Genomic DNA, 22156 nt, shown 5'->3' on the forward strand with positions numbered 1-22156 from the left:
GTGGGGGAGGGAAGTTACTTCTGCGCGGCCAGTGCCTCTTTCACCCAGCCGTCAAACTGCTGCTGGTGGGCTTTAATCCAGCCATCAACATGGCCCTGAACGTCGGCTTCTGAGGATTTTCCTGCGTGCATCATCGCATTCTGAGCATTGATGTCTGCCAGCGGCAACTTCATGACCGAGAACAGCTTCGCCGCAGCCGGGTTCTTTTCAGCCCAGGCCTTGTTAGCCACGATGTGCATGGTATTCACCGGGAAACCATAGTTCATACCGTTTGGCAGTTTAGTGTCGATATCTTTCTGCTCGCCGGGCAGGGAGGAGAACGGTACCTGCAGCCACACCACGTCTTTACCCGGTTTCATCACATCGCTGACCCAGTACGGGGTCCAGGTGTAATAGATGATAGGCTTGCCCTCTTTGAAGCGGGCGATGGTATCGGCCATCATCGCAGAGTAGTTACCGTGGCTTACCTCAACGGTTTTCTCCAGGTCGAAGGCTTTGTTCTGGTGGTTAATAACCGCTTCGCAGCCCCAGCCCGGTGAGCAGCCCATCATGTCCGCTTTGCCATCACCGTTGGTATCAAACAGTTTGGCGATCTTCGGATCTTTCAGCTGTTCAATATTGGTGATGTGGTACTTATCCGCCGTTTTTTTGTCGATCAGGTAACCTTGCGCTGCACCGGTGACAAACGTCCCTTCACGGTAGAATTTTTTCTCGCCGCCCGCAGCAGCATACATATCATCATGCAGCGGCTGCCAGTTTACGGCGGTAAAGGTTGCATCACCGGAGGCGATTGAGGTGTAGCCCACGTTGTAATCCACTTCGCTCGGCTTATTAACGGTGTAGCCGAGTTTTTCCAGCGCGCGGCTGACGATAAGGGTCTGGAAGCTCTCTTCTGAAATGGTGCTCTGAACCGGTTGAACGGTAATGCCTTTGCCTGGCAGGTCAGCGGCGTATGCGCTGGTAGAGACAAGGGTGGCAAACGCTGTGGCAAATAAAATGTTATGTCGCATCGTTGTTCCTTCGTTTTTGGAGGGGTGCTGCTGGCCCGGCAGAGAGATGCCGCCGGGCAACAACAGTATTACTTCGTGAATGGACGAGTCAGCAGACCCACCGGGCCGGTGGTGTACCAGCGACGGTTTCCGCGACTGCGTGAATCGCGGCCGACTGCCTGAGTCAGGCGATCAAGGATGATGGCGAGGATCACAATGCCCACGCCACCCACGGTAGCCAGTCCCATATCAAGACGGCCAATGCCGCGGAGTACCATCTGGCCCAGACCGCCAACGGCAATCATCGAGGCGATAACCACCATCGACAACGCCAGCATCAGCGTCTGGTTAACCCCGGCCATAATGGTCGGCATCGCCAGTGGTAACTGTACCTTGAACAGCATCTGACGCGGGCTGGCGCCAAAGGAGCGTGAGGCCTCGATCAGATCCGCTGGCACCTGGTTAATGCCCAGTATGGTCAGGCGGATAATTGGCGGCAGGGCGAAGATAATCGTGACCACTACACCTGGCACGTTGCCGATACCGAACAGCATGACGATGGGCACCAGGTAGACGAAAGCCGGTGTGGTCTGCATGGCATCCAGCAGCGGGCGAATGATTTTTGCCGCTCGCGGGCTTCGTGCCAGCCAAATCCCCATCGGCAAACCAATCACCACGCAGAAGAGCAGGGCGGTCAGCACCAGCGCCAGAGTGATCATCGCCTGCGACCAGGCGCCGATGGCACCAATGGCAATCAGGGATATCAGCGTGGCAATCCCCATTCCCGCGCTGCCAAACTGCCAGGCGATGAGCGAGAACAGCACGATAGCTACCGGCGCGGGCATACCCAGCAACATCTGCTGGAATCCATTCAGAATATAATCCACCGGGACGCGGATCCCCTGGAATACAGGGCGGAAGTGGGTCACTACCCAGTCGATCCCCTCGGTCACCCAGCTATCCAGTGGGATCAGGGTTTTATGGAAGGGATCCATAATATTAAAGTGTTCCGGTGCCGGCGCTGGCGCGCTATTCAGCCAGTCTGCCGCGCCGCCATCGGTAGGTGCGGGTGTGGAAGAACCCCACGCGTCCGCAGATTGTGCAGCGCTATCCGCCGCTTCAGTGGTGCCCCACGGGTTTTGTTCAGCCATTGTTTGCCCCCTCGCGATCTAAAGCCTGCAGCAACATGCGTTTTGAGATGATGCCGACGTACTGTTGTTCTTCACCAACGACCGGTACCGCGCAGGGTGCCTGGCCAACGTGAGAGAGCAACTCGCTGAGCGGCGTTTCGGCATCCACGGCGAGCGGAGAGTCGATTAACGCCGCATCGATTCCCTGATTGTCGCCCAGGGCGGTTTTCAAAGAGTCGATGGAGACAACGCCTACAAATTTATTACCACGTTCAATGACGTAACCGAATTCACGATCTTCATCCTGCAGCAGTTTCAACGCCGAGCGCGGGCCAAAACCTGGCGTGCGGCGAATAATGCCGTTTGGCGTACGACGGGCAATATCTTTTGCGCTAAAGACCTGGCTAATGTCCACGCCACGGAAGAAGGTGCGCACATAATCATTGGCCGGATTATTCAGTATTTCATCCGGGGTGCCGACCTGTACCACTTCACCGTTCTGCATAATGGCAATACGATCGCCAATACGCATCGCTTCGTCCAGATCGTGGGAAATAAACACGATGGTGCGCTGATGTTTCGCCTGCAGTTTTACCAGTTCATCCTGCATCTCGGTACGAATTAAGGGATCGAGTGCTGAGAAGGCTTCGTCCATTAATAAAATATCGGGATTAATGGCTAATGCACGGGCTAATCCGACACGCTGTCGCATCCCGCCGGAAAGTTCATCCGGGTAAGCATGCGAATAATTTTCCAGCCCAACCTGACGCAACGCATCGAGCGCTTTTTCCTGGCGCTCTTGTGCGGGTACGTCCGCTAATTCCATGCCAAACGCGGTATTATCCAGCACCGTCATATGCGGCATGAGGGCGAATGACTGAAAGACCATTGCAATCTTTTTTCTGCGCACCTCGCGGAGCTCGGCATCAGATATTTTGGCAATATCTTCACCATCAATCAGCACCTGTCCGCGGGTGGGTTCAATCAGGCGATTGAGAAGGCGAACCATAGTGGATTTACCCGAACCGGATAACCCCATGATGACAAAAATCTCGCCTTCTTCAATGGCCAGACTGGCGTCTTTAACGCCAAGCGATAGCCCTGTTTTTTCCAGAATTTGCTCTTTCGAAAGTCCTTTTTCGATATATTTGAACGCACGCTGTGGATGCTCGCCAAATACTTTATAAAGATTCTTCACTTCTAATTTAATTGCCATGCAATAGAGAGTGTCCTGTTATTTGCTTATGTCGATATGATTACCATGGTAAATAGTTAACTGGCATTACCCTAACATACTCAGAATCTGAGACAACCCTGGGTTCGCTTGTGGTATGAATTTTGCGGTCAGCGAAACGGCGCTATTTCCCATGAATAAAGGGCTGAGCGTGAGTTGAATTTCTCTGATTTTTTTGCGGCTGCCAGCGGAATTTCACCTGAATCAGAGTGATTCAGGTGAATAGGGCATAGAAATTACAGTGTAGAAGGTGTGGAAATATTTGCGGGAAAAGAATGCGATTTATATTAAATTAATAAACGTTAATTCGCAGATCAAAAGTCCCAGTCTGTATCTTCCGTCTCCACCGCTTTACCCATAACGTAAGATGAACCCGACCCGGAAAAGAAGTCATGGTTTTCATCCGCGTTGGGTGACAGCGCCGCCAGAATGGCCGGATTCACTTCCGCCATTTCGGGGGGGAAGAGCGCCTCATAACCGAGGTTCATTAGCGCTTTATTGGCGTTGTAACAGAGGAACGCTTTCACCTCTTCTTCCCAGCCCGTTCCCGCGTATACGCTTTCAGTGTATTGCAGTTCGTTGTCATAGAGATCCATTAACAAATCCAGCGCAAAGCTTTGTAACTCTTCACGCCTGGCGTCGCTGACTTTCTCCAGCCCTTTCTGGAACTTATAGCCGATGTAATAGCCATGCACCGCTTCATCACGAATGATCAGGCGAATCAGATCGGCGGTGTTGGTCAACTTGCCGCGACTCGACCAGTACATCGGCAGCCAGAAGCCGGAATAGAAGAGGAAAGATTCCAGAAACACGCTGGCGATTTTCTTTTTCAACGGTTCATCGGCGCGGTAGTGGTGCAGTATCAGTTCGGCTTTCCGCTGCAACGCGGCGTTCTCTTCGCTCCAGGCATAGGCCGCGTCCACATCTTTGGTCTGGCAAAGCGTCGAGAAAATCGAGCTGTAAGAGCGGGCATGTACCGCCTCCATAAAGCTGATATTCGACATCACCGCCTCTTCGTGCGGGGTGAGCGCATCTGCCATCAACGCCGGTGCGCCCAGGGTGTTCTGAATCGTATCCAGCAGCGTCAGCCCGGTAAAAACGCGAATGGTCAGCTGCTGCTCGGCCTGCGTCAGGGTTTGCCAGGCTGAAATATCATTGGAGAGCGGAACCTTTTCAGGCAGCCAGAAGTTACTGGTGAGGCGATTCCAGACCTCCAGATCCTTATCGTCCTCGATTTTGTTCCAGTTAATGGCGCGAACCAGTGACAGTTTCATCCTCTCTCCTTACAGCGCGCAGGACACGCAACCTTCAATTTCGGTACCTTCCAGCGCAAGCTGGCGCAGGCGAATGTAGTACAGCGTCTTGATCCCTTTCTTCCAGGCATAGATTTGCGCTCTATTAATATCGCGCGTGGTGGCGCTATCCGGGAAAAAGAGCGTTAACGAGAGCCCCTGATCCACATGCCTGGTCGCCTCGGCGTAAGTATCGATAATCTTTTCCGGGCCGATTTCATACGCGTCCTGATACAGCGCCAGGTTGTCATTGGTCATAAAGGGGGCAGGGTAGTAAACGCGGCCGGTTTTGCCCTCTTTGCGAATCTCCACCTTCGACACAATCGGATGGATGCTGGAGGTCGCGTGGTTGATATAGGAGATCGAGCCGGTAGGCGGCACGGCCTGCAGGTTCTGGTTATAGATCCCATACTCCATCACGTCATTACGCAGCTGCTTCCACATTGCGCGGGTCGGCAACACAATCCCTGCGCGAGCAAACAGGTCGCGCACTTTGGCGGTCTTTGGCTGCCAGTCACCTTCCAGATACTGGCTGAAATACTCCCCGCTGGCGTAGCGTGACTGCTCAAACCCGGCAAAGCGTTGACCCCGTTCGCGCGCCAGCATCATTGAGGTGTTCAGCGCATGCCAGGTGATGGTGTAGAAATAGAGGTTGGTAAAATCCAGCCCCTCCGGGCTACCGTAGGCGATACCTTCGCGCGCCAGATAGCCGTGCAAATTCATCTGCCCAAGCCCAATAGCATGCGAGGCGGCATTGCCCGCCTCAATGGACGGCACACTGCGGATATGGCTCATGTCCGATACCGCCGTCAGGCCGCGCACGGCAGTTTCAACGGTGCGGCCAAAATTGGGGGAGTCCATGGTATGGGCAATGTTCAGCGACCCGAGATTACAGGAGATATCCTTGCCGATATCGGCGTAATCTAGATTTTCATCGTAGGTCGAGGCGCTGTTAACCTGCAAAATCTCGGAGCACAGGTTGCTCATATTAATGCGGCCGGCGATGGGGCTGGCGCGGTTTACCGTGTCTTCATACATGATGTACGGATAACCGGACTCAAACTGAATCTCGGCCAGCGTCTGGAAGAAATCACGGGCATTAATGTACTTTTTGCGAATGCGATCGTCAGCAATCAGCTCGTCATACAGTTCGCTTATCGCCACGTCGCCAAAGGGTTTGCCATACAAGCGCTCGATATCGTAAGGCGAAAAGAGGGCCATCTCCGCGTTCTCTTTCGCGAGTTTAAAGGTGATATCCGGGATCACCACACCCAGCGAGAGGGTTTTGATACGGATCTTTTCATCGGCATTTTCACGTTTGGTATCCAGGAAGCGCAAAATATCCGGATGGTGCGCATGCAGATAGACCGCCCCCGCTCCCTGCCGGGCGCCCAGTTGGTTGGCATAAGAGAACGCATCCTCCAGCATTTTCATGACCGGAATAACGCCGGACGACTGATTCTCAATGCGCTTGATAGGTGCGCCCGATTCCCGCAGATTTGAGAGGAGAAACGCGACCCCGCCGCCGCGTTTAGAGAGCTGTAACGCGGAGTTCACCGCCCGGCCAATCGACTCCATATTGTCTTCAATACGCAGCAGGAAGCAGGAGACCAGCTCACCACGCTGTGCTTTTCCGCAGTTCAGGAACGTGGGCGTCGCCGGCTGAAAGCGGCCAGACAACATCTCGTCTGTGAGTTGTTGCGCCAGCGTCTCATTCCCCTGTGCAAGGGTTAACGCCACCATCACGACCCGATCTTCAAAGCGCTCAAGATAGCGTTTCCCATCGAAGGTCTTCAGGGTGTAACTGGTGTAAAACTTCCAGGCGCCAAGGAACGTCTTGAAACGAAAACCGCTGGCGTGAGCGTGCTCGAAAAGCGAAACCAGAAAGCGGGGATCGTAGCGGGCCAGCACGCGCTCTTCGTAATAGCCTTCACTCACCAGGTAGTCGAGTCGGGCCGTTACGCTGGCGAAGGTCATGCTATTAGGGATCACATGGTGCGTGAAAAAGGCGTCCACCGCCTGGTGGTCTTTCTCAAATTGAATACGCCCCTCACGATCGTAGAGGTTAAGCATCGCATTCAGGGCGTGGTAGTCGGTCGTTCCCTGGTTTACGCGTTCTGCGGTTGTCGTTGCCAAAATTCGTTTACTCCTTTACGCACATTCTCTACGTCCTGCTGTGTCCCCATCAGTTCAAAGCGATAGAGATACGGCACGCCGCATTTTTGAGAGATAACATCCCCGGCGCGACAGTAGGCCTCGCCAAAATTGCGATTGCCCGCCGCGATAACCCCGCGGATCAGCGCCCGGTTATGCGGATCGTTAAGAAAGCGGATCGCCTGACGGGGAACAGCCCCCGCGGTGCCGCCGCCGCCATAGCTCGGCACCACCAGAATGTAGGGTTCGTCTACCTGAATGCGCTCCCGCTCGTTGAGGGGGATACGGATTGCCGGCAGCCCGACACGCGTGATAAAGCGGTGCGTGTTTTCCGAGCTGCTGGAGAAGTAGACAAGCAGGCTCATGCGCTGGCGGCCTGCGCCTGAAGACGGTTAATCATGTCCGGGCGGAAGCCAGACCAGCTGGTCTCGCCGGCGATCACCACAGGTAGCTGGCGAAAACCGCGCGCGCGGAGTGTCTCGGCGGCGTCCGGAACCTGATCAACATTCACCATCTCGAAGGACACGCCGCGGTTTTCCATCGCACGCTTCGTTGCGAGGCACTGCACACAGTTGTTACAAGTATAAATAGTAATGCTCATGATTCGTATTTCCATTTAGAATAACAGGACGCCGCGAAAAATCGCGAGCAGTAGTGTCTGTGTTGCTTAAAGGAATACTAGATGTAGTTATCTAAAGTTTCAACCATACAAGATATGGGAAAATTAGATTGATGCGCCTCTGTTGATGAGCACAGCGGGGGAGGGGGTGGTATAGCGGCTTTTCAGCCGAAAAAAGAAAACCCCCGCTAACGGAGGTTAGCAGGGGCAGAGTAATAGCCCGGATCCGTGACTATTTACGCAGGCTCAGCAGCGCACCGACGAAGATCCCGACAGCGGCCACGGTACCGACGGCACACAGCGGTTTTTCGCGGATAAAGGTGGTTGCACACCCCATCGCATCACACGCTGCTTGCTGGGTCCGGGAGCGACCCTGCATACGGGCGCGGGTTTCACGCAGTAACGCTTTCGCTTTGCGTCTGGCAACATCTGCGTCATCTTTCGCATCTGATCCCCAGGACTTCAGAACATCTTCCAGCGTGTCGGCTAATTTGCTGACATCGTTATGAATATCCTGAACGCCGTCATCCACATCATTTCGGTTTGATCTGTTAAACATACATTCCTCCCTTGAATTTGCGGTATTAAAGAGTTTAGTCCAGGTTTTTAATATCTGAAGTCTGTCACGGCATAATTGGCCGTTTATGGAATTTTCTGAAAGCACTGCTATTGCTGATTACGGTAAGGTTGCCGGGCAGGAAAAGATAATGAGGATTAAATATGTATTTACGACCTGATGAGGTTGCGCGCGTTCTTGAAAAAGCCGGATTTACTATGGATGCGGTAACGCAAAAAGCGTACGGCTATCGCCGTGGTGAAAATTATGTCTATGTAAACCGGGAAGCGCGTATGGGACGCACGGCGCTGATCATCCATCCAACGCTTAAAGACAAAAGTTTGTCTTATGCGGAACCTGCCTCTGAGATAAAAACCTGCGATCAGTATCAGCAATTTCCCCTCTATCTAGGCGGGGAAAGGCATGAACATTATGGTATTCCGCACGGGTTCAGTTCCCGGATGGCGCTGGAACGTTTTCTGACAGGTCTGTTTGGCGAACCGCAATAAAAACGCGACTGGCATCAGCCAGTCGCTGCATCCTGCGCTTTTACCGGGCTATACGGGCTGACCCGGAACAGGCGGCGGCAATAATCGAGAAAATAACCGTAAGCCGCACCCATCAGCATTGAAACCACAATATTTGAACTGACAGCGGCAGCAATCTGGTGCCAGTCAGCACCTACCGTGAGCAAAATAGCGACATACACCGGCGACTGAAAGGTCACATAGGCCAGCACATCTGCCAGATTTTTCATCCAGCCCGTTGGGCTTACGCGGCGCGCATAGCGCATAATGGCATCGCGGTAAAAACCGTAAGGCCATGCAATAAGTATATTGACCGGCACCGCCACCAGCCTGGAAGAAAGCGACTGTTCAAAGCTCATCCCGGAGAGAAAGATCTCGATCAGCATGTTCACAACCGAGCAGTAGACAACCATCGCAAAGGTGTCTGCTACCGCATGGCGTAGGCGAGACTGTCGAGAGAACATGTCAGAACTCCTTGGAAAGAGGGCTAAGAAGACGTCAAAGCAATGTTGCACGGTGCTTTAAGTTGCATTATTTTTCGCGTATAGATTATATCTCTGCCTGTTAACTCACAATTAGTGATTAATTTTTATTTGTTACGCTTTTGGCAACAAAATTCTCTAAAATTGGCGATTTTTGAACCTGGTCGTTATTTTGTCTCCTGCTGCTTATTTTATTGTTTTAAAACAATAAGATAAGCTCTGGCTTGCTGCGGGCTGACAATTGGCGTAGGCCCCATTAAACGGGATACGCTTTTCTGGTATGCAGAAGGGGCGCTTCTGCGTGGATTGTTTCTGATAAGTGGAATAATAAGTAGGATATGCTGCCTGTTAGAAATTTATTTTATGCAGATAATCTGAATAGATATTCCCTGGCGTGCTGTTTACTATATTTAACATTAATTAATAGGATATAAACCAGGTCGACAAATAAAGGACTAATGGTGGCGAAATACCCTGCCTATATTTTATTATCGGCAGGGTAGGCGGCATTAATTATAATTTCGTGCGCTATAATCTGGATGTTCAAAAGCAAATAGATTACTATCGGACGGTAAATGATATTTAAACGATTAGAAAAGGTCTTCATATTATATGACTTCGTTGTTACAGAATTTGAATAATATCCGTACGCTGCGCGCGATGGCTCGTGATTTCTCTCTCGAGGTACTGGAAGACATGCAGGAAAAGCTGCGTATTGTTATCGAAGAGAAGCGTGTTGAGCAGCTTGAAGCTGAGCAGCAGCGTGCTGAACAGCAGCAAAAAATAGCTGCTTTGCTGGAGCGTATGAAAGCAGACGGTATTTCCGCCGAAGATCTGCTGGGCTCTGAAGCCGCTATTGGCGTAGCACAGCCGAAAAAACGTAAAGTTCGTGCGCCAAAATACCGTTTTACTGATGCCGATGGTCAGGAAAAAACCTGGACCGGCCAGGGACGTACGCCTAAGCCTATTTCCGTCGCACTGGAGAACGGTAAATCGCTGGATGATTTTCTGATCTAATTCGTGCACACCGGGCGGCACTCACCGCCCGGTAGCGTCTGCTTAGCAGACGCCGAAATCCCCTTCTTCCTGATACGGCGTCAGGTCTGCCGCTTTTACGGTAAAGCGCTCGCCCGCTTCGTTACTGGCTTGCACCACAACCACCTGATCTTCATTCACTTCTAAGACTTTCAGTTTTGGACCGCCCATACGCGGTTGCACAAGATCGCCGACAGAAAACATACTTACCTCCTCATTGTTATCGTGACCCTAACATTAGCCCAGCCGCCGTCAGGGGTACAGTCTAACCTTTGATCTGGCACTACATCGCCAGCCTCAGTCAGTGTAAAGAGGGTAAAGGAGGGTAAAAGCGGGCGTCAAAAATGGCGAGGCGCAGTAAACTCGCTACGCTTAGAGATAAATCTCTTTTTTTTACAATGACCTGATTGCTTGCATGGAGAAATTATGGGTTTCTGGCGTATTGTTATCACCATTCTGTTACCGCCGCTGGGCGTGTTGCTTGGCAAAGGTTTCGGCTGGGCATTTATCATCAACATCGTGCTGACGCTGCTGGGTTACATCCCGGGCCTGATTCACGCCTTCTGGGTGCAGAGCCGCAGCTAGTCCCGCCACAGTAAATCGTTATAAATCCCGGTCAGTACCCCCTGGGGCTTAAACTGCTCTTTAATCCAGCGGGTCACCTGGCCGGTGGCCGCATGTTGCGTGGCCAGCAGCATGCGTGAGTCCTGGCGCGGATTATTAATCTTCCGCGTCACCAACAGGCCATTTCCTACCGCTTCGCGCGCCATGTATTCCGGTAAAAATCCAATCCCTTCACCCAAAATCTGACACTGGCACTTGGTATTGAAATCGGGAACCAGAATGGCTTCCTGCCCGTGCAGCAGCCAGCCGACTTTTTTGTTGATGGTATGGGCGGTGTCTTCCACCATGATGTTGGGATAGAGCCGTAGCTGACTTTCGGCAAGCGGCTCGGGGGCAAAGGCCAGCGGATGCGTGGGGGCGATGGCAAAGACCCAGCGAATCGCGCCGATTTCGGTGTAATCAATGCCACCGCCGTCGAGCAGGGTGTCCGGCGCGCCGATGGCGATATTGGCCTGATTATTAATAATCGAATCCCAGACGCCGTTGTAGACTTCAGTCGTGACCGTAATCTGCGTCGTGGGGAATTGCTTTTTCAAGACCTGGAGAAGGCGAGCCGTGTGCCGTGGGGTATACAGCAGCTGATTAATGCAGATCCGCACCCGGGCTTCAATGCCCTGCGAGATAGTGTCGATGCTGCGCTTGATGGCATGAAAGTCATTTAGCAGATCGGTAGCTTTGCGGTAGAAATAGAAGCCCGATTCCGTCAGTTCAATACTGCGGGTGTTGCGCACAAACAGCACCACGTCCAGCCCGGTCTCCATTCGCTTGATGGTGTAGCTAATGGCAGATGTCGTCACCCCCAGCTCGTCTGCCGCCTTACTGAAGCTGCTAAAACGGGCGGCGGTAGTAAATGCCAGTAAGTTCTCTTCGGTAAAAATAGAATTCATCGCTCACCTTTCGGGCTTTTCGTATCGGTTGAATCTATTTATAAACCGCGTCAGCGGCAACCAGTTTTGAACAATATTTAACACTGCGCTTACAACTCATTTGAAGCAAATCACACTTCTGTGAATTTGTTGCGAGCCCCGCAGTGCAAGGGCTGACGAGATATAAGCAGAATGCTGTTTTAAGGCAGAAAAGGGCAGAAAACATAAGAAAAAGATTGCACAGACGCACATTATCACCGGATTGTTGAACGCTATTTAATAATCACTCTGCTTACGATGAATGCTTTTTAAGCGGATTCTTTTCCGGGATCGCTGTTGCTATTCTCAACGCATCAGAAAGGAAAACCAGGAGTGTGAATATGTCTGCGAATGAACTCGTCACGGAATTTCTCGTTGCCGCTGAACAAGGTGATACCGAGGGGCTTAAAGCCTGTCTGGCGAAAGGGGTAGATATCAATGCCACTAACCGTCAAAAACGCACCGCCATTATCATTGCCAGTCTGAATAAGCATTATCCCTGCGTTGAACTCTTAATTGCTGCCGGTGCGAATATCGACCAGCAGGATCACACCTGCTTCAACCCCTTTTTAATTAGCTGCCTGACAAACGATTTAACCCTGCTGCGAATCGTACTGCCCGCAAACCCGGATCTGGATCGCCTCACCCGCTTTGGCGGCGTGGGCATCACGCCGGCCAGCGAAAAAGGGCATGTGGAGATTGTGCGCGAGCTGCTGGCGAAAACGGATATCAACGTTAACCATACTAATTTCGTGGGCTGGACGCCGTTGCTGGAAGCCATCGTGCTTAACGACGGCGGGGCGAAACAGCAAGAGATCGTCAAACTCCTGCTTGATCATGGCGCGAACCCTCACATGACCGATAAATACGGTAAGTCTCCGCTCGAACTGGCGCGCGAAAAAGGCTTTAACGAAATCGCCGAACTGCTGATCGCCGCAGGCGCGTAATTCAGCGCGGCCAGCTGTCCGGCTGGCCTGAAATAACAGAATCCTTTTTACCATCATGCCAAATGGCAGGATGGCGGCCACCCTTTTGCCCGAATTCGGGAGGAAATCATGCCAACCAAAATCGTTGTGAAAAAGAACAGTTATTTCGACTCTGTCTCGTTGATGTCGGTTTCAACAAAAGCCAATAAATTACCGGGCGTAGAGCAGGCCTTTGTCGCCATGGCGACTGAAATGAATAAAGGGGTATTACGCAATCTCGGCTTACTGACCCCGGAATTAGAGGCGGCCAAAAACGGCGATCTGATGATTGTGATTAAAGGCGATGCCGCCAACGACGACACCCTGGCCGCCATCGAAGCCCTCTTCGTCCGTAAAGAGAGCGCGGGCGCTCACGAAGCGCGCTATGCGACGCTAACCAGCGCCAAAAAACACCGTCCGGAAGCAAACCTTGCCGTGATCTCGGTAAATGGCACCTTTGCCGCCCGCGAAGCGCGCCAGGCCCTGGAAAACGACCTGAACGTAATGCTCTTTTCCGACAATGTGTCGCTCGACGACGAGCTGGCGCTGAAGCAGCTGGCGCACCAGAAAGGGCTGCTGCTGATGGGGCCGGACTGCGGCACCGCCATCATCAACGGCGCGGGGCTCTGCTTCGCCAACGCGGTACGCCGTGGGCCAATCGGTATTGTGGGCGCCTCCGGCACCGGCAGCCAGGAGCTGAGCGTGCGCATCCACGAATTTGGCGGCGGCGTCTCGCAGCTGATTGGCACCGGCGGGCGCGATCTGAGCGAAAAAATTGGCGGCCTGATGATGCTCGATGCCATCAACATGCTGGAGGCGGATGAGGGTACCCAGACGATCGCGCTGATCTCCAAGCCGCCCGCCCCGGCGGTGGCGGAAAAAGTGCTGGCTCGCGCACGCGCCTGCCGTAAGCCGGTGGTGGTCTGTTTCCTCGGGCGCAACGATCCCCCGGCCGATGAAGATGGGCTGCAGTTTGCCCGCGGCACGAAAGAGGCGGCATTAAAAGCGGTACTGCTTACGGGTATTAAAAAAGAGTCTCTGGATCTGCATCCGCTGAACTGGCCGCTGATTGAAGAGGTACGCACCCGCCTGACGCCGCAGCAAAAATACATTCGCGGTCTGTTCTGCGGCGGCACCCTGTGTGATGAAGCGATGTTCGCCGCGCTGGAGAAATTTGATGACGTCTACAGCAACATTCAGCCGGATACGACAAATCGCCTGCGCGACATTAATGTCAGCCAGGCACACACCTTCCTCGACTTTGGTGACGACGACTTCACCAACGGCAAACCCCACCCGATGATCGATCCCACCAACCGTATCAGTCGCCTGCTGCAGGAAGCGCGCGATCCGGAGGTAGGGGTGATCGTGATGGACTTCGTCCTCGGCTTTGGGGCGCATGAGGATCCGGTCGGCGTGATGATCGACGCCATCAAAGAGGCACAGGCGATCGCCAAAGCCGACCATCGCCCACTGGCGATCCTGGGCTATGTACTGGGCACCGATCAGGATCCGCAGTCCCTGGCGCAGCAGTGCCAGTTACTCACGGACGCGGGCGTGATCTGGGCCAGCAGCAGTACCAACACCGGATTACTGGCGCGTGAATTTGTCTGCAAAGGGGAGAACGCATAATGACCACTTTATTCAACCAGCCGCTGAACGTGATCAACGTTGGCATTGCGATGTTTAGCGACGATCTAAAAAAACAGCACATCCCCGTGACCCAGCTCGACTGGACGCCGCCGGGGCAGGGCAACATGCAGGTGGTGGAGGCGCTCGATCAGCTGGCGGATAAACCGCTGGCCGAGAAGATCGCTGCCGCCAATAAAGTGGCCCTTGAGCGCATCATTCAATCTCATCCGGTGCTGGTGGGCTACGACCAGGCCATCAATGTAGTGCCGGGGATGACCCGCACCACCATTCTTCATGCGGGCCCGCCTGTGACCTGGGAAAACATGTGCGGTGCGATGAAGGGGGCGGTGACCGGGGCGCTGGTCTTCGAGGGGCTGGCGAAAGATATTGAGGACGCGGCGCGCGTCGCGGCTTCCGGCGACATCACCTTCTCGCCGTGCCATGAGCACGACTGTGTCGGCTCCATGGCGGGCGTCACCTCTGCCTCAATGTTTATGCACATTGTGGAAAACAAAACCTACGGCAACCGCGCCTTTACCAACCTCAGCGAGCAGATGGCGAAGATCCTGCGCATGGGGGCCAATGACCAGAGCGTGATCGACCGCCTGAACTGGATGCGCGACGTGCTCGGCCCGATGCTGCGAGACGCAATGAACATTCTCGGCGAAATCGATCTGCGTCTGATGCTGGCGCAGGCGCTGCATATGGGCGACGAGTGCCACAACCGCAACAACGCAGGCACCACGCTGCTGATTCAGGCCCTGACGCCGGGGCTGATTCAGGCAGGTTATCCGGTTGAGCAGCAGCGGCAGGTGTTCGAGTTTGTCGCCAGCAGCGACTACTTCTCCGGCCCGACGTGGATGGCGATGTGTAAAGCCGCCATGGATGCCGCCCACGGTATCGAATACAGCACCGTGGTCACCACCATGGCGCGTAACGGCTACGAGTTCGGGCTGCGCATCTCTGGCCTGCCGGGGCAGTGGTTTACCGGCCCGGCACAGCAGGTAATTGGCCCCATGTTCGCCGGGTACAAGCCGGAAGACTCCGGACTGGATATTGGCGACAGCGCCATCACCGAAACCTACGGCATCGGCGGCTTCGCCATGGCCACGGCGCCGGCGATTGTGGCGCTGGTGGGCGGCACGGTGGAGGAGGCGATCGACTTCTCCCGCCAGATGCGCGAAATCACCCTCGGGGAAAACCCCAACGTCACTATTCCGCTGCTGTCGTTTATGGGGATTCCGACCGCCATCGACATTACCAAAGTGGCGGGGAGCGGCATTCTGCCGGTGATCAATACCGCCATTGCCCACAAAGACGCCGGTATCGGCATGATTGGGGCGGGCATCGTTCACCCGCCGTTTAGCTGTTTTGAAAAGGCGCTGTTGACCTTCCGCGATCGCTACATCCTATAAGGTAAGCATCCATGAAAAGCATGAAACTGGAGTGGAAAAGAGGTGACTGGGCGGCATATTTCGGGTTGATGACCAACAACCTGACCAATCTGCTGACCATGATGGGGCTGCTCATTTTTGTCGTCGGCATCCCGAAGGAGATTGTTTATGGACGCATCGCGCCAGCCTTCGGGCTGGCGGTACTGGTAGCGAGCGTCTGCTACACCTGGTTTGGCCTGCAGATGGCGCGCCAGACCGGACGTAACGACGTCACCGCGCTGCCGTCTGGCCCGAGCGCACCGTCGATCTTCACCGTGACCTTTCTGGTGCTGATGCCGGTCTATCAGCAGACCGGCGATGCAGATTTCGCCATCCAGATTGGCCTGGTGTGGTGCTTCGTTGAGGCGCTGATCCTCGCGGGCGGTTCCTTCCTCGGGGAGACTATCCGCAGGATGATCCCGCGCACCGTGCTGCTGTCGTGCTTGTCTGGTCTGGGTCTGCTGCTGCTGGCGATGAACCCGATGCTGCAGGCCTTCGAAGCGCCGACCGTGTCATTCATTGTGCTACTGCTGATCTTCATTAACTGGTTTGGCAAAAAGCCGATCTTTGCCCGTATTCCGACCGGCCTGCTGCTGTTGATCGCCGGTACGGTGCTGGCGTGGATCTCCGGCCTGCAAAGCCCGGAGGCGATCAGGGCCTCGATGTCGTCGTTCGGCTTTAACCCGCCGTCCGTCCATATCGACGGCTTTATGCAGGGCCTGCCGCACGCGCTGCCGTATCTGGCCTCCGCCGTGCCGCTGGGGCTGGCGAACTACATCTTTGACCTGGAGAACATCGAGAGCGCCCATGCGGCGGGAGATGAATACCCGACGCGTAAAGTGATGCTGGCCAACGGCCTGGCGTCGATGCTCGGCTGTCTGATGGGTAACCCTTTCCCGGTGACGGTCTACGTCGGCCACGCGGGCTGGAAGGCGATGGGAGCCAGCATCGGCTACACCCTGGCCTCCGGTGTGACCATGTTCATCGTGCCGCTGTTCGGGCTCGGAGCCTTTATGCTCGCCATCATTCCGATGACCGCCATCGTGCCGATTCTGGTCTTTATTGGCGTGGTCACCGCTAACCAGGTGGTGAGGGAGACGCCGAAAGTGGAGGTGCCCGTGATCTTCATCTGCCTGTTCCCGTGGATCGCCAACTGGGCGCTGACCATGATGAACAGCGTGATGGGGGCGGCGGGGACAAACGCAGCGAAAATTGGCACCGACGTGCTGCACAGCAAAGGGATCTATTACGAAGGTTTAGTCCATCTGGGCAGCGGCGCGCCGCTCGCCAGTATGCTCTGGGGCTGTATCGCTATCTTCGCCATCATCAACAAACCTTTGCGCGGCGCCGTTGCGGCAGCGGGTGGGGCGCTACTGGCACTATTCGGGGTGATCCACGCGCCGGTGGTCGGCTTCGCAGAAGGCAGTTCGCTGCTGTTCGTTACGGCCTACCTGATGATGGGCGGTATGTTCGTGGTGAAGCATGTGCTGGATAGCCGGGAAGCGGCAAGCGCGGCGGCACCGGTTTCTGAGTCCTGATAATGCCTGATGCCCTCACCCTAACCCTCTCCCACGGGGAGAGGGAACGTTAATCCCCCTCTCCCCGTGGGAGAGGGCCGGGGTGAGGGCACCAGACCGCACCTTCTCAAAGGAACAAAAATGAAACAACTCATGGTCGTCGCCATCGGCGGCAACAGCATTATCAAAGATAACGCCAGCCAGTCGATTGAACATCAGGCCCAGGCGGTGAAAGCGGTGGCGGAGTCGGTGCTGGAGATGCTGGCCTCTGACTATGACATCGTCCTCACCCACGGTAACGGCCCGCAGGTGGGGCTGGATCTCCGGCGCGCTGAAATTGCCCACGAGCGGGAAGGGCTGCCGCTCACCCCGCTGGCCAACTGCGTGGCAGATACCCAGGGCGGTATCGGCTACCTCATCCAGCAGGCGCTGAACAACCGCCTGGCGGCGCGCGGCGAGCAAAAAGCGGTCACCGTTGTTACGCAGGTAGAAGTGGATAAAAACGATCCTGGCTTTACGCATCCGACTAAACCGATTGGCGCGTTCTTCAGTGAATCCCAGCGTGATGAACTGCAGCAGGCGCACCCCGACTGGCATTTTGTCGAGGATGCTGGCCGCGGCTATCGCCGGGTGGTGGCGTCTCCCCAGCCAGTTCGTATTGTAGAGGCCGATGCCATCAAGGCGCTGACGCAAAAAGGCTTTGTTGTAATCGGCGCGGGCGGCGGCGGTATCCCGGTGATCCGCACCGAGGAGGGGGATTACCAGAGCGTGGATGCGGTGATAGACAAAGATCTCTCTACCGCGCTGCTGGCCCGTGAGATCCACGCCGACGTACTGGTGATTACCACGGGCGTCGAGAAAGTCTGCATACATTTCGGCAAGCCCAACCAGCAAGCGCTGGAGAGGGTTAACGTGGCGCAGATGATGCGCTATATGGAAGAGGGCCATTTCCCGGCCGGCAGTATGCTCCCCAAAATTGTCGCCAGCCTGGCGTTCCTGCAGCAGGGTGGCAAACGGGTGGTGATCACCTCGCCGGATTCTCTGCCTGCGGCGCTGCGCGGCGAAACCGGTACCCACATCGTGAAAGCGTAAGTAAAAGGAAAAAGACAATGAATGAGAATAAAAGCCGCCGTGAGTTTATTAGCCAGAGCGGCAAAATGGTCACTGCCTGCGCCCTGTTCGGGGCTACCGGCTCCGTCGCGTATGCTGCTGATACCGCCGCGCCCGCCTGTGAGACGGGCAAACCCATGAACATCACCGCCAGCCACTACTACCTGGATAACGTCCTTCTGGAAGCGGGCTTCCAGTTTGACAATAACGTGGCTGTCAGCACCCGTACCGAGCTAAAAACGCTGGAGATCAAAGACGGCAACATAGCCGCACTGCGCGATAACAAAAGCCATGCGGATGCAGCCCTGCCGCACTACGATGCGGGCGGGAAATTGTTGCTGCCCGCGATGCGCGACATGCACATTCATCTGGACAAGACCTTCTATGGCGGCCCGTGGCGTTCGCTGAATCGCCCGGCGGGGACCACCATCCAGGATATGATCCGACTGGAACAAAAAATGTTGCCAGAACTGCAACCTTACACGCAAGAACGTGCTGAAAAGCTTATCGATCTGCTCCAGTCAAAAGGCTCCACCGTCGCCCGCAGCCATTGCAATATTGAACCGACCTCCGGTCTGAAGAATCTGGAAAACCTGCAGGCGGTCCTGGCGCGCCGACGTGCCGGGTTTGATTGCGAGATCGTGGCCTTCCCACAGCACGGTTTATTGTTTTCAAAATCGGAATCATTAATGCGAGAGGCGATGCAGGCCGGGGCGCACTACGTGGGCGGGCTGGATCCCACCAACGTGGACGGCGCTATGGAAAAATCTCTCGATCTGATGTTCCAGATAGCCCTCGATTACGACAAAGGGGTAGATATTCACCTGCATGAAACCAGCCCTGCGGGCATTGCAGCGGTGAACTACATGGTAGAAACCGTGGAGAAAACGCCGGAACTGAAGGGCAAACTGACCATCAGCCACGCCTTTGCGCTGGCGATGATGGATGAAAAACAGGTGGATGCTATTGCTACGCGCATGGCAGCGCAGCAGATAACCATTGCCTCTACCGTGCCCATCGGTACCCTGCATATGCCGCTGAAGCAGCTGCAGGATAAAGGCGTGTTTGTTATGACCGGTACCGACAGCGTGATTGACCACTGGTCGCCGTATGGCCTGGGGGACATGCTGGAAAAAGCCAACCTCTACGCGCAGCTTTATATCCGTCCCAACGAGCAGACGCTCTCCCGGGCACTGGCTATCGCCACTGGCAATGTGCTGCCGCTGAATGATAAAGGCGAGCGGGTATGGCCGAAAGCACAGGACGAGGCCAGCTTTGTGCTGGTGGATGCCTCCTGCTCCGCCGAAGCGGTGGCGCGCATTTCACCGCGTACCGCCACCTTCCACAAGGGCAACCTCGTCTGGGGCACCGTGGGCTGAAGTGCCTCTCTCCCTCTCTTTATGGGAGAGGGCGGGGTGCAGCCTGTCTCCCTCTCCCTGTGGGAGAGGGCCGGGGTGAGGGCAACAGGCCGCACCGTCTGGCTCCCTCTCCCTGTGGGAGAGGGCTGGGGTGAGGGCAACATGCCGCACCGTCTGTCCCCCTCTCCCTGTGGGAGAGGGTTGGGGTGAGGGCAACAGGCCGCACCGTCTGTCTCCCTCTCCCTGTGGGAGAGGGCCGGGGTGAGGGCAACAGGCCGCACCGTCTGGCTCCCTCTCCCTGTGGGAGAGGGCCGGGGAGAGGGCAACAGGCCGCATCGTCTGTCTCCCTCTCCCTGTGGGAGAGGGCCGGGGTGAGGGCAACAGGCCGCACTGACTTCATTAATACCCCACCTGATAGATCCGTCCGCTTTGCACCCCCTCTACGCTGCGGCGATAGGCTTGCGCCACCTTCGCAGCGGGCACGCTTTCAAACCCCGGGAAGAAGCCGTCATAGGCCTCTGCGGATTCAGTGAGCACCGTAGGGCTAATCAGGTTAATGCGAATACCGTGCGGCAGTTCGCAGGCGGCGGCGCGGACAAAGCCCTCCAGCGCCGCATTGACCGTAGTGGCATTCACCCCCTGCGCAATAGGCTCGTGGGCGATAATGCCGCTAATCAACGTAATGGAGCCCCCTTCATTCAGATAGTGCTGGCCGGTCAGCGCCAGGCGCACCTGACCGAGCAGCTTATCCTGCAAGCCCTGATTGAAATCGCTCGCTTTCATGGTGGCGAGCGGGCCAAAGTGCACGCCACCGCTGGCGGAGACAATCGCATCCACCTTACCGATAGTGTCGAACAGGGCCTGGACGCTCTCCTGCGAGGTAATATCCACCTGATACTCCCCCTGCGTGCGCCCCACGCGAATCACCTCATGGCGATCGCTTAACGCCTCAGTTACCGCACGACCCACCGTACCGCTGGCACCAATAATTACGATTTTCATAGCCGACTCCTCTTGTTGTGTGTCTCCATTCTTTAATAAATAAAAAGTCGGATAAACTGGGTTAAAGTTAGATGATTACTAACCAGAGGTTTGCAATATGGATAAGCTTCGCGGCATGGAGACCTTTATCGCGGTGGTGGAGAGCGGCAGTTTTACTGGCGCTGCAACGCGGCTGGAGATGTCGGCGGTAATGGTGGGCAAATACATTGCCCAGCTAGAAGCGCGTCTCGGTACACGTCTGCTGGAGCGAAACACACGTCGCCAGAGTCTCACCGACGCCGGACGCGTTTATTACGACGAGGCGAAACGCGTCATTGAACAACTGGGCATCGCCGAAAGCGCCGTCGAGCGCCTGCGCACCGCGCCGGCGGGCACGCTGCGGGTCAGTGCGCCCACCTCGTTTGGCGGTTGCGTTATTGCCCCGCTGGCGGCCACTTTTCTGCAAAAGTGGCCAGAGGTACGGGTTGAGCTGGATCTGACCAACCGGCTGGTCGATCTGGTGGAGGAGGGGATTGACCTGGCGATCCGCATCGGCGAGATCCATCAGCAGGATCTGGTGGCGCGATACCTCTGCGCCTACCGGATGGTGATCTGCGCCGCGCCGGACTATCTGGCGCGTCATGGCACACCGCAAACCCCGGCCGATCTGGTGGATCATCTCTGCCTGTCGCACACGGTGTGGACTGCCCGCAACGAGTGGCGCTTACCGGGTGTGGAAGGGGAGGTGCGCTGGAAGCGTGACGCCATTTTGCGCTGTAACGACGGATATGGATTACGGATGGCCGCGTGTGCCGGAGCCGGGCTACTGCTACAGCCAGAGGTGCTGGTGGAAGAGGAACTTAAAAACGGTAAGTTGATCAGGGTGCTGGAGTCGTTTACCCCGGCACCCAGGCCGGTTCACCTGCTCTGGCGGCAAGATTTGCGTCCGCTGCCGAAGCTGACGCAATTTATCGCCCATCTCACCGCCCAGGCGGGGGAACCGAATTAGAAGCGGTAACCTACGGTCAGGTTCCAGCCGTTGATGCCGTAGTCGTCGCCGAGGTCTGCATTGGTGCCTTCGTAGCCCACGCCAATCGCCAGCTCCGGCGTTGGGTTAAACTGCACGCCCGCGCCGTAAGCGAAGGAGGTCGATTTTTCAGAGATGCTATCGCGCTGGGTGTAATTATCACCGCCGTTAACCCAGGTGGTATGACCGTCGGCTTTCACACGCGCCACGCCGCCCAGCGCATACAGAGATACGTAGTCGTTAATACGGTAAGCCGGGCCCACCAGCAGAGAGTAATATTTCGCTTCAATATGGTTTTTTACGGAGTCAGAGAACAGATAATAATGTTCATCTTCGTCGCCGCTCATATAGGTGAATGAGCCCATCAGGCTGACCGGAGAGTCCCACTCATAGCGATACTGAACGTTTACGCCGCGGATATTCTTAAAGTCTTCGACTTTACTCTGCGCATAACCGACAGAAACGGTTTGGTTATCTGCCAGAGCCGCGCTACTTGCCAGAGTCGCCGCAACCAATACCGCCAGAGATAGCTTTTTCATTTTCCGTAATCCTTGTTGTCGTTTTTTATGTGTAATGCCATATCTCC

The 22156-nt window shown here is 55.4% G+C and carries 23 protein-coding genes; 10 read left to right on the forward strand and 13 right to left on the reverse strand.

Features of this window, described 5'->3' with window-relative positions:
• Nucleotides 1-14: 14 nt before the first annotated feature.
• The 8 genes from proX to B3511_RS18090 form a co-directional block, all read right to left on the reverse strand.
• A complete protein-coding gene (gene proX / locus B3511_RS18055; RefSeq protein WP_046886117.1) occupies nucleotides 15-1010 on the reverse strand; it encodes a glycine betaine/L-proline ABC transporter substrate-binding protein ProX in 996 nt (331 codons plus the stop codon).
• Nucleotides 1011-1078: 68 nt separating this feature from the next.
• Nucleotides 1079-2140 (reverse strand): glycine betaine/L-proline ABC transporter permease ProW, encoded by a 1062-nt coding sequence (gene proW, locus B3511_RS18060; RefSeq protein WP_040074305.1) that lies wholly within the window; start codon nucleotides 2138-2140, stop codon nucleotides 1079-1081.
• A complete protein-coding gene (gene proV / locus B3511_RS18065; RefSeq protein ID WP_286787150.1) occupies nucleotides 2133-3335 on the reverse strand; it encodes a glycine betaine/L-proline ABC transporter ATP-binding protein ProV in 1203 nt (400 codons plus the stop codon). The genes proW and proV overlap by 8 nt, the downstream gene beginning before the upstream one ends.
• Before the next feature lie 332 nt (nucleotides 3336-3667).
• On the reverse strand, nucleotides 3668-4627 hold the full coding sequence (gene nrdF, locus B3511_RS18070; RefSeq protein WP_046886115.1) for a class 1b ribonucleoside-diphosphate reductase subunit beta: 960 nt from the start codon (nucleotides 4625-4627) through the stop codon (nucleotides 3668-3670).
• A gap of 9 nt (nucleotides 4628-4636) precedes the next feature.
• Nucleotides 4637-6781, reverse strand: coding sequence for a class 1b ribonucleoside-diphosphate reductase subunit alpha (gene nrdE / locus B3511_RS18075; protein WP_286787151.1), 2145 nt, complete (start codon nucleotides 6779-6781; stop codon nucleotides 4637-4639).
• Nucleotides 6754-7164: a class Ib ribonucleoside-diphosphate reductase assembly flavoprotein NrdI gene (gene nrdI, locus B3511_RS18080; RefSeq protein ID WP_040074309.1), complete on the reverse strand. Its 411-nt coding sequence runs from the start codon at nucleotides 7162-7164 to the stop codon at nucleotides 6754-6756. Before nrdI ends, nrdE begins: the two co-directional genes overlap by 28 nt.
• Complete coding sequence (gene nrdH / locus B3511_RS18085; protein WP_286787152.1) at nucleotides 7161-7415, reverse strand: glutaredoxin-like protein NrdH; 255 nt, start codon at nucleotides 7413-7415, stop codon at nucleotides 7161-7163. The genes nrdI and nrdH overlap by 4 nt, the downstream gene beginning before the upstream one ends.
• Nucleotides 7416-7650: 235 nt before the next feature.
• A complete protein-coding gene (locus B3511_RS18090; RefSeq protein ID WP_040074311.1) occupies nucleotides 7651-7977 on the reverse strand; it encodes a DUF883 domain-containing protein in 327 nt (108 codons plus the stop codon).
• Nucleotides 7978-8138: 161 nt separating this feature from the next.
• On the opposite strand from B3511_RS18090, the gene B3511_RS18095 reads away from it, so the two are divergent.
• Entirely contained in the window at nucleotides 8139-8483 is a 345-nt protein-coding gene (locus tag B3511_RS18095) for a DUF2002 family protein (protein ID WP_040074312.1), read from the forward strand.
• A gap of 14 nt (nucleotides 8484-8497) precedes the next feature.
• On the opposite strand, the gene alaE is transcribed toward B3511_RS18095, so the two are convergent.
• Entirely contained in the window at nucleotides 8498-8965 is a 468-nt protein-coding gene (gene alaE / locus B3511_RS18100) for an L-alanine exporter AlaE (RefSeq protein WP_046886110.1), read from the reverse strand.
• A 630-nt stretch (nucleotides 8966-9595) separates the two neighbouring features.
• Here alaE and stpA point away from each other — a divergent pair.
• Nucleotides 9596-10000: a DNA-binding protein StpA gene (stpA, locus tag B3511_RS18105; RefSeq protein ID WP_286787155.1), complete on the forward strand. Its 405-nt coding sequence runs from the start codon at nucleotides 9596-9598 to the stop codon at nucleotides 9998-10000.
• Nucleotides 10001-10042: 42 nt separating this feature from the next.
• Here the strand turns inward: stpA and B3511_RS18110 are convergent, their stop codons facing one another.
• Nucleotides 10043-10222: a hypothetical protein gene (locus B3511_RS18110; RefSeq protein ID WP_040074315.1), complete on the reverse strand. Its 180-nt coding sequence runs from the start codon at nucleotides 10220-10222 to the stop codon at nucleotides 10043-10045.
• 222 nt (nucleotides 10223-10444) lie between these two features.
• On the opposite strand from B3511_RS18110, the gene B3511_RS18115 reads away from it, so the two are divergent.
• Nucleotides 10445-10603: a YqaE/Pmp3 family membrane protein gene (locus tag B3511_RS18115; protein WP_040074316.1), complete on the forward strand. Its 159-nt coding sequence runs from the start codon at nucleotides 10445-10447 to the stop codon at nucleotides 10601-10603.
• On the opposite strand, the gene B3511_RS18120 is transcribed toward B3511_RS18115, so the two are convergent.
• Nucleotides 10600-11529, reverse strand: coding sequence for a LysR substrate-binding domain-containing protein (locus B3511_RS18120; RefSeq protein ID WP_286787158.1), 930 nt, complete (start codon nucleotides 11527-11529; stop codon nucleotides 10600-10602). The two genes, B3511_RS18115 and B3511_RS18120, sit on opposite strands and share 4 nt — an antisense overlap.
• Nucleotides 11530-11888: 359 nt before the next feature.
• On the opposite strand from B3511_RS18120, the gene B3511_RS18125 reads away from it, so the two are divergent.
• From B3511_RS18125 to B3511_RS18150, 6 genes are all read left to right on the forward strand, one after another.
• On the forward strand, nucleotides 11889-12494 hold the full coding sequence (locus B3511_RS18125) for an ankyrin repeat domain-containing protein (protein ID WP_207292271.1): 606 nt from the start codon (nucleotides 11889-11891) through the stop codon (nucleotides 12492-12494).
• A 108-nt stretch (nucleotides 12495-12602) separates the two neighbouring features.
• The gene (gene fdrA, locus B3511_RS18130; RefSeq protein ID WP_286787159.1) at nucleotides 12603-14144 is read left to right on the forward strand and encodes an acyl-CoA synthetase FdrA; all 1542 of its coding nucleotides are present in this window, start codon (nucleotides 12603-12605) and stop codon (nucleotides 14142-14144) included.
• Nucleotides 14144-15559 carry a DUF1116 domain-containing protein gene (locus B3511_RS18135; protein WP_286787160.1) on the forward strand — a complete coding sequence of 472 codons (1416 nt, stop codon included), beginning with the start codon at nucleotides 14144-14146 and terminating at the stop codon, nucleotides 15557-15559. Before fdrA ends, B3511_RS18135 begins: the two co-directional genes overlap by 1 nt.
• Before the next feature lie 11 nt (nucleotides 15560-15570).
• A complete protein-coding gene (locus tag B3511_RS18140; RefSeq protein WP_046886104.1) occupies nucleotides 15571-17115 on the forward strand; it encodes a hypothetical protein in 1545 nt (514 codons plus the stop codon).
• A gap of 120 nt (nucleotides 17116-17235) precedes the next feature.
• Entirely contained in the window at nucleotides 17236-18186 is a 951-nt protein-coding gene (locus B3511_RS18145) for a carbamate kinase family protein (protein WP_040074322.1), read from the forward strand.
• Between the two features lie 17 nt (nucleotides 18187-18203).
• Nucleotides 18204-19583, forward strand: coding sequence for an amidohydrolase family protein (locus B3511_RS18150; protein ID WP_207292267.1), 1380 nt, complete (start codon nucleotides 18204-18206; stop codon nucleotides 19581-19583).
• Nucleotides 19584-19961: 378 nt separating this feature from the next.
• Here B3511_RS18150 and B3511_RS18155 read toward each other — a convergent pair whose 3' ends face one another.
• On the reverse strand, nucleotides 19962-20564 hold the full coding sequence (locus tag B3511_RS18155) for a short chain dehydrogenase (protein WP_286787161.1): 603 nt from the start codon (nucleotides 20562-20564) through the stop codon (nucleotides 19962-19964).
• 97 nt (nucleotides 20565-20661) lie between these two features.
• Between B3511_RS18155 and B3511_RS18160 the strand changes: the two genes are divergently transcribed.
• Entirely contained in the window at nucleotides 20662-21552 is an 891-nt protein-coding gene (locus tag B3511_RS18160; protein ID WP_286787162.1) for a LysR family transcriptional regulator, read from the forward strand.
• Here B3511_RS18160 and B3511_RS18165 read toward each other — a convergent pair.
• Nucleotides 21549-22109 carry an Ail/Lom family outer membrane beta-barrel protein gene (locus B3511_RS18165; RefSeq protein WP_286787163.1) on the reverse strand — a complete coding sequence of 187 codons (561 nt, stop codon included), beginning with the start codon at nucleotides 22107-22109 and terminating at the stop codon, nucleotides 21549-21551. The two genes, B3511_RS18160 and B3511_RS18165, sit on opposite strands and share 4 nt — an antisense overlap.
• Between the last annotated feature and the right edge of the window lie 47 nt (nucleotides 22110-22156).

The organism is Leclercia sp. UBA1284, from assembly GCF_002308415.1.
GTDB lineage: Bacteria > Pseudomonadota > Gammaproteobacteria > Enterobacterales > Enterobacteriaceae > Enterobacter > Enterobacter pneumoniae.

Excerpts from the sequence above, each read along its gene's own strand:
- proX (WP_046886117.1), bottom strand. The coding sequence starts at position 1,010 with ATGCGACATAACATTTTATTTGCCACAGCGTTTGCCACCCTTGTCTCT.
- B3511_RS18165 (WP_286787163.1), bottom strand. The coding sequence starts at position 22,109 with ATGAAAAAGCTATCTCTGGCGGTATTGGTTGCGGCGACTCTGGCAAGT.
- B3511_RS18140 (WP_046886104.1), top strand. The coding sequence starts at position 15,571 with ATGAAAAGCATGAAACTGGAGTGGAAAAGAGGTGACTGGGCGGCATAT.
- nrdI (WP_040074309.1), bottom strand. The coding sequence starts at position 7,164 with ATGAGCCTGCTTGTCTACTTCTCCAGCAGCTCGGAAAACACGCACCGC.
- B3511_RS18115 (WP_040074316.1), top strand. The coding sequence starts at position 10,445 with ATGGGTTTCTGGCGTATTGTTATCACCATTCTGTTACCGCCGCTGGGC.
- B3511_RS18150 (WP_207292267.1), top strand. The coding sequence starts at position 18,204 with ATGAATGAGAATAAAAGCCGCCGTGAGTTTATTAGCCAGAGCGGCAAA.
- B3511_RS18110 (WP_040074315.1), bottom strand. The coding sequence starts at position 10,222 with ATGTTTTCTGTCGGCGATCTTGTGCAACCGCGTATGGGCGGTCCAAAA.
- proW (WP_040074305.1), bottom strand. The coding sequence starts at position 2,140 with ATGGCTGAACAAAACCCGTGGGGCACCACTGAAGCGGCGGATAGCGCT.
- B3511_RS18090 (WP_040074311.1), bottom strand. The coding sequence starts at position 7,977 with ATGTTTAACAGATCAAACCGAAATGATGTGGATGACGGCGTTCAGGAT.
- fdrA (WP_286787159.1), top strand. The coding sequence starts at position 12,603 with ATGCCAACCAAAATCGTTGTGAAAAAGAACAGTTATTTCGACTCTGTC.
- B3511_RS18125 (WP_207292271.1), top strand. The coding sequence starts at position 11,889 with ATGTCTGCGAATGAACTCGTCACGGAATTTCTCGTTGCCGCTGAACAA.
- B3511_RS18155 (WP_286787161.1), bottom strand. The coding sequence starts at position 20,564 with ATGAAAATCGTAATTATTGGTGCCAGCGGTACGGTGGGTCGTGCGGTA.
- nrdF (WP_046886115.1), bottom strand. The coding sequence starts at position 4,627 with ATGAAACTGTCACTGGTTCGCGCCATTAACTGGAACAAAATCGAGGAC.
- B3511_RS18120 (WP_286787158.1), bottom strand. The coding sequence starts at position 11,529 with ATGAATTCTATTTTTACCGAAGAGAACTTACTGGCATTTACTACCGCC.
- B3511_RS18135 (WP_286787160.1), top strand. The coding sequence starts at position 14,144 with ATGACCACTTTATTCAACCAGCCGCTGAACGTGATCAACGTTGGCATT.
- alaE (WP_046886110.1), bottom strand. The coding sequence starts at position 8,965 with ATGTTCTCTCGACAGTCTCGCCTACGCCATGCGGTAGCAGACACCTTT.
- stpA (WP_286787155.1), top strand. The coding sequence starts at position 9,596 with ATGACTTCGTTGTTACAGAATTTGAATAATATCCGTACGCTGCGCGCG.
- B3511_RS18095 (WP_040074312.1), top strand. The coding sequence starts at position 8,139 with ATGTATTTACGACCTGATGAGGTTGCGCGCGTTCTTGAAAAAGCCGGA.
- B3511_RS18145 (WP_040074322.1), top strand. The coding sequence starts at position 17,236 with ATGAAACAACTCATGGTCGTCGCCATCGGCGGCAACAGCATTATCAAA.
- proV (WP_286787150.1), bottom strand. The coding sequence starts at position 3,335 with ATGGCAATTAAATTAGAAGTGAAGAATCTTTATAAAGTATTTGGCGAG.
- nrdH (WP_286787152.1), bottom strand. The coding sequence starts at position 7,415 with ATGGAAATACGAATCATGAGCATTACTATTTATACTTGTAACAACTGT.
- B3511_RS18160 (WP_286787162.1), top strand. The coding sequence starts at position 20,662 with ATGGATAAGCTTCGCGGCATGGAGACCTTTATCGCGGTGGTGGAGAGC.